This window comes from Actinoallomurus sp. NPDC052308 (assembly GCF_040679195.1).
In the GTDB taxonomy this organism is placed as follows: domain Bacteria; phylum Actinomycetota; class Actinomycetes; order Streptosporangiales; family Streptosporangiaceae; genus Actinoallomurus; species Actinoallomurus liliacearum.
In genome coordinates this window covers 22213-31779 of the sequence record NZ_JBFAUM010000028.1, presented here as the reverse complement: position 1 = coordinate 31779, position 9567 = coordinate 22213, and the positions used below count along the sequence as shown (strand labels likewise).

Here is a 9567-nt window from a genome sequence, read left to right as displayed (position 1 = left end):
ACCCCTACCCCACCCTTGTGTTTCTACCCGTTTTTTTTTTGTTTCGTCCTGGGGTGGGGGGGGGGGGGGGGGGGGGGGGGGGCCCACCCCGGCCGCGCGGCGGTCCGTGGGGCGCTGCTCAGCGCCGGTCGGTGACCTTCATGATCTGCCACAGCTCTTCTTGCAGTCGGTCACGACAGACACGGTACTGCGCCCAGTCGCCACCGAATGCCGCCATTACTACATATTCCTCATCGTCGGTGCTCTTTCGCACCGGCCGGGAATCGTGTACGGCGTCGTGCATCTCCCGCCAGAGGCGGTCCCGCCAGGCGCGGTAGAGCTCCTGGTCGCCACCGAATCTGCTGTCGACCAGCAGTTTCTCGTCGCGGATCACCCAGCCCGCGAGGTCGGACTCGTGACGACGCGACGCGCGCTGGGTGAGCGGACCGGCGACCGGGCGATGGGTCTTGCCCGGAGGCCATACCTTCATCACGTCTCTCCTTGTCGTCACCACATGAAGAAGGACGCGCCGCACCGCCGGGCGGATGACACGATTTCCGCCGCGTCGCCGGGCGGATGACACGGATGTTCCCGCGCCGCCGTCTCTCTGGGAATCTGGGAGCATGCAGCAACGTCGCCGACTCCGCGAAGACCTGCTCGACGCCGCCGCCGACCTGATCATCGAGCGCGGGTTCCGCCGGGTGCGGATGCAGGACGTCGCCGACGCGGTCGGGGTCAGCAGGCAGACGGTCTACAACGAGTTCGGGGACAAGTGGGGCCTGGCGCAGGCGCTGAACCTCCGGGAGAACGAGCGCTATCTCGACGGCGTGGACGCGGCGCTGTCCGACCACGCCGACCTGTACTCCGCGGTCGCGGCCGCCGTGGCGTACACGCTGCGGACCGCCGCCGACGACCCGTTGAAGAAGGCCACGCTGACCGGTGAGGGCAGCGAGGACCTGCTGCCCCTGATGACCACTCATGCCGAACCGGTGCTGTTCGCCGCGCGCGAGCGCATCGTCAGCCATGCCGTACGCCAGTGGCCTGGGCTCGACGCCGCCGAGGTGGCCGAGCTCGCCGACGCGGTCATCCGCCTGACGATGAGTCACGTGATGCTGCCGACGGATCCGGCCGACGTCATCGCCGAGCGCCTGGCGCGGCTGGTCGCGCGCTATCTGCGGCTGCCCGACACCGACGCGGCCGCCGGCCCGCCGGCGGCCGGCTCGGCGGCGTCGTAGCTCAGAAGCGGGGCGGCCGCTTCTCCCGGAGGGCCTGGACGCCCTCCCGCAGGTCAGGGCCGGCGAAGCCGTAGAACTCCAGGGCCAGGGACGCGTCGAAGGTGGGGCCGACCATCCGCAGCCAGTTGTTGAGGGCGTACTTGGTGAACCCGATGGCCTGGGCGGCGCCGTCCGCGAGCCGTCCGGCGATCTCGAGGGCCTTGTCGTGCACGGCGTCGTCGTCGACGCAGACGCTGACCAGGCCGATGCGCTCGGCCTCCTCGCCGGTGAGCGGCTCGCAGAGCAGGAGGTGGTACTTCGCCTTGGCCATGCCGCACAGCAGCGGCCAGATGACGGCGGCGTGGTCGCCGGCGGCGACACCGAGCCGCGTGTGGCCGTCGATGATCTTGGCGGTCCGGCCCGCGACCGAGATGTCCGCGAGCAGGGCGACCGCCAGGCCCGCGCCGACGGCCGGTCCCTGGATGGCGCTCACGACCGGTTTGCCGCAGTTGATGACGTTGTAGACGATGTCGCGGGCCTCGCGCAGGACGCGGGAGCGTACGTCGTAGTCCGCCATCATGTCCTCGATCATGGCCAGGTCGCCGCCGGCGGAGAACGCGGTTCCCGCCCCGCGTACGATCACGGCGCGCACCTCGTCGTCGGCGTCGGCGTCCCGCCAGATCTGCGCCAGCTCCCGGTGGCCGGTCGCGTCGACGGCGTTGAGGCGTTCGGGGGCGCTGATCGTGATGCGGAGGACGCCGTCGCGCGCCCAGTCGATCCGCAGCCGCTCGTACGATTCGTAGTTCATCGATCCGACCTCCGCGTCCGGCTGGCCCGAGCCTACGCCAGAAGATCATCGCCCGCTCGCGCCCGGGTCGCGTGCGGCGTCGGGCCACCCGCCGGCCCCGGCATCGGCGGGAACCGCGCAGCGACGGTCCGGCGGCTTCGGCCCGGCGGCTTCGGCCCGGCGGAAGGCCGCTCAGTGGCGGTCCGGCGGCCCCGGCCCGGCGGAAGGCCGCTCAGTGGCGGTCGTCGGATGCCGCGCGGACCAGCGCCTCGAACAGGCGCGGGTCGTCGCCCTCCTCGGGGTGCCACTGCACGCCGACGCCGAACCGGTGTCCCTGCAGCTCGACCGCCTCGACGACCTGGTCCTCGGACCAGCCGACCGCGGCGAGTCCCCTGCCCAGGCGCTTGACGGCCTGATGGTGGCGGGTCGGCACCTCCGCCTGCTCGCCGAGGATCCGGCCCAGCGTGCTGGACGGGCTGAACTGAACCCGGTGCCTGCCGGTCCACCCGGAGGCCGGGGCGTGGGCGTCCCCGCCGACGGCGTCGGGCAGGTGCTGGATCAGGCTGCCCTCCCGGACGAGGTTGAGCGCCTGCATGCCGCGCCCGATGGCGAGGAACGGCAGGTCGGCGTCGATCGCCGCGCGCAGCAGCGTCAGTTCGAAACCGTCCCGATAGGGCTGCGGCGGGCCGGTCCGTTCGTGCGGCTGCTCGCCGTACAGGCCGGGGTCGAGGTCGGCGCCGCCCGCGATGACCAATCCGTCGAGGCGTTCGACGTGCACGGGGACGGCGGCGCGGATCGAGGGCGGGACGAGTACGGGCACGGCACGGGCGCGCTCGATCGCGCGGAGGTAGGACACGGGCAGCAGGGCCGCCTCCCGCACCCAGTCGCTCCAGCGCGCGGGCTCCAGCTCGGTGGTGATTCCGATCAGGGCGGGCCCCGTGCCGTACGTCGACCCTGCCATTCAGAGCCTCCTCCCGAACTCCTGCGGTGGTCTCTCGCCGACCCGGGTCATGATGTCGCATGCGGGACCCGGCGACGCGCGCGTGTCGCGCCGGGCGTCCAGTCCGCCCGGCCCGTGAGGCTCTCGCCCTATACGCGGATGACCCAGAGTCGCGGGTACATCCTTGCGTACGCAGGGGTGATCCGAAGTAGAGGTTCCTTCAAACCCGTAGATATTTCTTCTATCGTTCCCAGTATGCAGCCAGGCGCACGCCGGAGCCAATTGCATACCGATCAGTATCCGAGAATCATCATTATTTACCCTGCGATCCCGCGAAATCCGCAGTCGATTACGCTTCGTACATCTCGGAATTCAATCCCCTCAACCGGTTGATGTTCTCCCTGGTGAGATGCGAAACTCGCGATACGGGGCAGCGCGGGAACGAGCGACGGGAACGGGCGATGGAATCAGTGGAATCACTGAAACCTCGGATGATCAAGGAAATCTACGCACTCATCGAACCGAACGCGGAAAAAAGCATCGCCTATTTCTACGGGCGCCTCTTCGCGGAGAATCCACGACTCCGCGCACTTTTTCCCTCCAGCATGGCCGCGCAACGCCATCGGATGTTCGACGCACTCTCTCAAATCACCGCAAGTCTGGACAACCCACAGACCTTCTCCGGCTTCCTCACCCGGCTCGGCCGGGAGCATCGCAAGTTCGGGATCGCCCCCGCCCATTACGACGCGATGGGCCGGGCGCTCCTGGCGACGCTCCGCGCGTACGCCGGCGATTCCTGGACCGCGGAGATGGAGACGGCCTGGACGGCGATGTTCGACACCGCCGCCGCAATCATGATTCAGGCCGCCGAAGAGGACGCGGCGCAGGCACCGCCCTGGTGGATCGGGGAGGTCGTCCAGCACGATCGCCGGACCGCCGACATCGCGGTGCTGACCGTACGGCCGAGTGAACCCCTGCCCTACCGCGCCGGGCAGTACCTCTCCGTCCAGACCGCCCGCTGGCCTCGGGTCTGGCGGACGTACTCGATCGCGAACGCACCTGGGAACGACGGACTGCTGCGCCTCCACGTACGGGCGCTGCCCGCCGGATGGGTCAGCGGGGCGCTCGTCCGCCACACCCGGGTCGGCGACGCACTCCTGCTGGGGCGGGCCTCCGGCGGCATGGTCCTGGACGCGGAATCGGACCGCGACGTCCTGTGCGTGGCGGGCGGCACCGGGCTCGGTCCCCTCAAGGCGCTGGCGGAGGAGGCCCTCCGGAGCCGGGAGGGCCATGACGTCCACCTGCTGTTCGGGGCGCGCACGGCCGCGGACCTGTACGACCTGCCGGCCCTGCGGGCGCTCGCGGACGAGCGGCCGAGGCTCCACCTGGTGCCGGTCCTCTCGGAGGAGCCGGGCCACGGCGACGCGCGGGGGCCGGTGTCCGACGTCCTCGACCGGTTCCAGGACTGGTCCGGTCATGACGTGTACGTCGCGGGACCGACCGGGATGGTCTCCCGGACCGTCACGAACCTCCAGCGACTCGGCGTCCCGGCCGAGCGGATCCACTACGACGCGCCGGACCGCTGAGGTCGCGAGACGCGACCTCTATTCGCCCGACTCCGCGCGCCGGCGCAGCACGGCGGCGGTCTCGTCGTCCGCGGGGAAGAACGCCTCGACGGCCAGTTCGGCGAGGGTGACGTCCGCGGCCGCGCCGAAGGTCGTCACCGTGCTGAAGAAGCTCAGCTCCTGGTCGCCGTACCGCAGGATCGTCGGCAGCGCGATGTCGTGCGCCGGCTGATGAACCGCGTCCTCCTCGACGTCGGGACCGTACGCCTTGGTCTCCTCGTGCAGCGCGGCCAGCTCCGGGTCGCCGGTGAGTGACACCTGACGCTCCATCCGGGCGACGAGATGCGCGCGCACCTCCGGCAGGTTCACGACGCGGGACGCCAGACCCTTGGGATGCAGGGCGAGCCGGTGGACGTTGACCGGCGGCCGGACCAGGTCGTCGGACACGTCCTCCAGGAACAGCATGGCGGCGTTGTTGGCCATCACCAGGTTCCAGAACCGGTCCACCACCAGCGCGGGGTACGGCTCGTGGCCGTCCAGGACCCTGACCAGGGCCTGCCGGGCCGGGCCCATCTCCGGGGCGTCGATCGAACGCTGCGAGTACAGCGGCGCGTACCCGGCCGCGATCAGCAGGTCGTTCCGCTCGCGCAGGGGAACGTCCAGTCGCTCGGCGAGCCGCAGGATCATCTCGCGGCTCGGCTGGGAGCGGCCGGTCTCGACGAAGCTGAGGTGACGGGTGGAGACATCGGCCTCGAGGGCCAGCTCCAGCTGGCTGAGTCGGCGGCGGCGACGCCAGTCGCGCAGCAGGTCGCCGACGGGGCGTGTGAGCGTAATGGTGGCCATGACGTCCAGACGGTATCGGGCCCACCCGCCCTCGGCCATTACCCCCCGGGTAGTCGACGCCATGACGCGGCGCCACGCCTCGGCCGACGTCATGACGCGGCGCGGCGCCGCGCCGCCGGACGGCGCGGCAGGGCGGTGCCTCGGCCGGCGGCACGATGCGTCGCCCCTCTACCGGACGGCGCGGCGGCGCGGCGCGTCGTGGGAAAATTCCTCTCGGTGGCGCGTCCCGCCCGTGGTGTCCCCGGGCTCCCGCCGCGCGCCGCCGAGGAGAGGGGGTCGACGGCATGCCGAATGTCAGCGCGCCCTCGGCCGGTCACCTCCTGCAGTTCATCCGGGCCGGCGCGGCCCGCACCCGCCGCGACCTCATGGAGCTCACCGGGCTGGCCCGGTCCACGGTCGCGCAGCGCGTCGACCAGTTGGTCAACGCCGGTTATGTCCGCGAAGGAGGCGTCGACGCCTCCACCGGTGGTCGACGGCCCAGCCTCCTGGAGATCGACGAAGGATCGGCCGTCGTGCTCGCCGCCGACCTCGGGGCGACGCACGGCCGGGTGGCGGTGACGGATCTCGCCGGCCGGGCGCTCGGCGAGACGACCGGCCGGACACTCAGCTCCGAAGGACCGGAGAAGGCCATCGCCTGGGTGACGTCGCGGTTCCGCGACCTCCTCGCCGACTGCGGCCGGTCGGTCGCCGAGGTCTGCGGCGTCGGAGTCGGCCTGCCGTGCCCGGTGGACGTCCGTACGGGCCGTACGGTCCAGACGCCGATCGCCCCTGGATGGGAGCGGTACGACATCCCCGCCGCGCTGGCCGCGGAGTTCCCCGGCCCGGTCCTGCTGGACAACGACGCGAACGTCATGGCCCTCGGCGAGTACACCGCCGCCGGCCCGGACGCGCCGCCCGTCCTGCTCGTCAAGGTCGCGACCGGCATCGGCGCCGGCATCGTCGAGGACGGCCGGGTGCTGCGCGGCGTCGGCGGAGCGGCGGGCGAGATCGGCCACGTCCGGGTTCCCGGCCGGGAGGACGTGGCCTGCTCGTGCGGTTCGCGCGGCTGCCTCGCCGCCGTGGCGAGCGGCGCCGCGCTCGCCCGCGAGCTCGCCGCCCACGACCCATCGGTCCGCGACGCGTCCGACGTCGCCCGTCTCGCGCTGGCCGGCCATCCTGAGGCGGTCCGCCTCACGAGGGAGGCCGGGCGCACGCTCGGCCAGGTCCTGGCGGTGGTCGTGAGCGTCGTGAACCCCGGCTCCCTCATCGTCGCGGGTTCGCTGGCGGGGGCGGGCGAGCATCTCGTCGGTGAGATCCGCGAGGTCGTCTTCCGCGGCGTGCAGTACCGCTCGACGCGCGGCCTGCACATCGGCGAGGGACACCTGGGCGGACGCGCGGGGGTGGTCGGCGCGGCCTCGATGGTCATCGACCACGTCTTCTCGCCCAAGGCGGTCGACGCCCGGATCGCCGCGGCCGAGCCGCTGCGCTCCGAATGCTGAGCCCCGTTTCCGCGCCGTTACGGAAGTTACACAGCGGTTACACGCACGCCACTTGTCATGTCCGGAACAGGAGCGGAGGATCGTCCTTAGCAACTATGTCCGTGATCGCGGACGAAGTTGCCATCATGATGGACTAAGTTCCCGATGCGGCGGAGAAACGAGATGGCCGACAGCGACAGACCGAGACCCGAACGCCATCGACTTTGGGTGGTCAGGCGACTGAGCCGCGCGGAGGTCGCCGAGCAGGCCGCGGAGGTCCTGCGCGGCAACGACCGCGGCTCCCTCACGGTGGCCGCTCCCCGGCTCTACCCGCACATGTGGAGCTGGGACGCGGCGTTCATCGCGGTCGGGCTGGCGCGGATGTCGGCGAGCCGGGCGCTGACCGAGCTCGAGACGCTGTTCGCCGCGCAGTGGGGCAACGGCATGGTCCCGCACATCGTCTTCTCCGCCAACGCTCCGCTGTACGAGCCCGGCCCGGACCGCTGGGCGGCGCAGGAGACCTCGCCGTACGCCCCGGACCACGCCGCGACCAGCGGGTTGATCCAGCCGCCGGTGCACGCGCTCGCCCTGCTCCGGATCCTGCAGGCCGCGCGCGGCGCCGGGGCCGCCGAACGACGCGACGTCGCCGCCCGGGCCCGCGCGCTGTGGCCGCGGCTGCTCTCCTGGCACCGCTACCTCGCGGAACAGCGGGACGCCGACGGCCGTGGGCTGCTGATGATCTACCACGGCTGGGAGAGCGGGATGGACAACTCCCCTCGCTGGGACGAACCGTACGCCGACGTGGTCCCCGACCCCGGCTTCCGGCCGTTCCGCCGGTCCGACCTCGAGGCGCTGGGCGAGCAGTCGCAGCGTCCGACCGACGCGGACTACGTCAAGTACCAGTGGCTGATCGAGGAGCTGCGGCAGGCGCGCTACGACGACGAGCTGGCGCGCAAGTCGCTCAGCTTCCGGGTGGCCGACGTCTTCGCCAGCGCGATCTTCGCGGCCGCGAACGAGGATCTCGCCCGGGTCGGCGACGAGCTCGGGCTGGGCGCCGGCGACGAACTGCTCGGCTACGCCGCGCGCTTCCGCCGCGGCGTGCTCGGCACGACCGACGAGAACGGATTCGCGGCCGACGTGGACCTGCGTTCGGACCGGACGCTGCGCACGAAGACGCTCGCGGGGTTCGCGCCGCTCCTGTCCGGCGGCCTGGACGCGGACCGCCGTCGCCGCCTCGTCGACCTGCTGCACTCCCCCGCCTGGTGCGGCAACCCGGACCTCGCCTATCCCCTGCCGCCCAGCACCAGCCCGGAGGCGCCCGAGTTCGACGTCGCCAGGTACTGGCGGGGCCCGCAGTGGCCGCCGATGAACCTGCTGCTCATCTGGGGCCTGGAGCGCTCCGGAGAGCACGACGCCGCGGACCGGCTGCGCGAGGCCGCGCTCTATCAACTCACCGACGGGGTCTTCGCGGAGTACTACCAGCCCTTCACCGCGCACCCGCTCGGCAGCAGACCCCAGTCCTGGACCGCCGCGGTCGCCCTCGACCTCGCCGCCGGCTGAGGGGCGGGCACCACCGCCGAACAGCCTCAGACGAGCATTCCGCCGCCATCCGGCAGCGCCGTCCCCGCGCCGAGGCTCCATTACCCGGCGGGTAATGGACGGCGGCACCGGCGGCGGCAGACTGTCGGCATGATCTCCCCTGACGAGCTCCTGTCCGCCATGCCGTTCGCCGGGGCCACCGGCCTGGTGATCGAGTCGGCGTCCGCCGAGGAGGTCACCGGCCGGCTCCCCTGGGCGCCGGAGCGCTGTACTGCCGGCGGCGTCATGCACGGCGGCGCGCTCATCACGCTCGCCGACAGCGTCGGCGCCGCCTGCGCCTTCCTCAACCTGCCGCCGGGCGCGAAAACCACCACGGTCGAGACGAGCACGCGATTCTTCCGCGGCGTGCGGGACGGCGACGTACGCGCGGTGGCCCGCCCCCTGCACACGGGCCGGACCACCATCGTCGTGCAGACCGACCTGTACGACGACGACGGCCGCAGAGTCGCCCAGACCACCCAGACCCAGGCCGTCCTCCTCAAGCCCTAGGCCGGCCGGAACACGAGAAACGATCGAGGCGACGCCTGTGGACCTCGGCCTGTCGGGAAAGACGGCATTCATCACCGGTGGCTCGGCGGGCATCGGGTACGGCATCGCGCGCTCGCTCATCGCCGAGGGCGCGTCGGTGGCCGTCTGCGCCCGGGATCCCGAACGCCTGGCGAAGGCGGCGACGGACCTCGGCGCGTACGGCGCGGTCGCCGACGTCACCGATCCCGAGCAGTTGCGCCGGGCGATCGACGACGCGGCCGAGCGGCTGGGCGGTCTCGACCTCCTGGTGGCCAACGCCGGCGGCGCGCGGGGCGGGGACCTCCTGGAGTCGACGCCCGAGGACTGGACGGCGACCTACGCGCTGAACGTCCTGCACGCCGCGCACGCCGTGCGCTGCGCCGTGCCGCACTTCGAGCGGCGCGGCGGCGGCCGGGAGGACTTCCCCGCCGGGCGGCTGGTCACGCTCGACGAGGTGGCCGACGCGGCCTGCTTCCTGCTGTCCCCACGGGGGAGCGGCATCAACGGCGTCAACGTCCCCGTCGACGGTGCCCAGGACCACCCCGGCGCCCGCCGTTTCTTCTGAGCGGCCTCGACGGCCAGTTTGTGCTGTTCGGGGCGCCCTCGACGAAGTCGTACCTCCCCGGCTTGCCGACCTGGACGAGCCTGCGCTCCGGCGCCGGTCCGGCGGCCGCGT

At 72.0% G+C, this 9567-nt stretch carries 10 protein-coding genes; 6 read left to right on the top strand and 4 right to left on the bottom strand.

All coding sequences use genetic code 11. The annotated features are described in order from the left end of the window. Positions 1-118 precede the first annotated feature (118 nt). Positions 119-469 (bottom strand): hypothetical protein, encoded by a 351-nt coding sequence (locus AB0L00_RS37990; protein WP_364442308.1) that lies wholly within the window; start codon positions 467-469, stop codon positions 119-121. A gap of 133 nt (positions 470-602) precedes the next feature. Between AB0L00_RS37990 and AB0L00_RS37985 the strand changes: the two genes are divergently transcribed. Continuing rightward, positions 603-1214, top strand: a complete 612-nt coding sequence (locus AB0L00_RS37985; RefSeq protein WP_364442307.1) for a TetR family transcriptional regulator — start codon at positions 603-605, stop codon at positions 1212-1214. Between the two features lies 1 nt (position 1215). Here the strand turns inward: AB0L00_RS37985 and AB0L00_RS37980 are convergent, their stop codons facing one another. Together AB0L00_RS37980 and AB0L00_RS37975 are read right to left on the bottom strand one after the other, a co-directional pair. Next, positions 1216-2001 (bottom strand): enoyl-CoA hydratase/isomerase family protein, encoded by a 786-nt coding sequence (locus AB0L00_RS37980; protein WP_364442306.1) that lies wholly within the window; start codon positions 1999-2001, stop codon positions 1216-1218. Positions 2002-2212: 211 nt separating this feature from the next. Beyond that, complete coding sequence (locus AB0L00_RS37975; protein WP_364442304.1) at positions 2213-2941, bottom strand: gamma-glutamyl-gamma-aminobutyrate hydrolase family protein; 729 nt, start codon at positions 2939-2941, stop codon at positions 2213-2215. Positions 2942-3381: 440 nt separating this feature from the next. On the opposite strand from AB0L00_RS37975, the gene AB0L00_RS37970 reads away from it, so the two are divergent. Further along, positions 3382-4506, top strand: coding sequence for a globin domain-containing protein (locus AB0L00_RS37970; RefSeq protein WP_364442303.1), 1125 nt, complete (start codon positions 3382-3384; stop codon positions 4504-4506). Positions 4507-4524: 18 nt separating this feature from the next. Here AB0L00_RS37970 and AB0L00_RS37965 read toward each other — a convergent pair whose 3' ends face one another. Further along, positions 4525-5328: a helix-turn-helix transcriptional regulator gene (locus AB0L00_RS37965; RefSeq protein WP_364442301.1), complete on the bottom strand. Its 804-nt coding sequence runs from the start codon at positions 5326-5328 to the stop codon at positions 4525-4527. 284 nt (positions 5329-5612) lie between these two features. Between AB0L00_RS37965 and AB0L00_RS37960 the strand changes: the two genes are divergently transcribed. From AB0L00_RS37960 to AB0L00_RS37945, 4 genes are all read left to right on the top strand, one after another. Continuing rightward, positions 5613-6806, top strand: coding sequence for an ROK family transcriptional regulator (locus tag AB0L00_RS37960; RefSeq protein ID WP_364442300.1), 1194 nt, complete (start codon positions 5613-5615; stop codon positions 6804-6806). 207 nt (positions 6807-7013) lie between these two features. Continuing rightward, on the top strand, positions 7014-8345 hold the full coding sequence (locus AB0L00_RS37955; protein ID WP_364442298.1) for a glycogen debranching protein: 1332 nt from the start codon (positions 7014-7016) through the stop codon (positions 8343-8345). 129 nt (positions 8346-8474) lie between these two features. Continuing rightward, on the top strand, positions 8475-8873 hold the full coding sequence (locus AB0L00_RS37950; protein WP_364442296.1) for a PaaI family thioesterase: 399 nt from the start codon (positions 8475-8477) through the stop codon (positions 8871-8873). A 37-nt stretch (positions 8874-8910) separates the two neighbouring features. Beyond that, positions 8911-9456, top strand: a complete 546-nt coding sequence (locus AB0L00_RS37945) for an SDR family oxidoreductase (protein ID WP_364442294.1) — start codon at positions 8911-8913, stop codon at positions 9454-9456. Positions 9457-9567 lie beyond the last annotated feature (111 nt).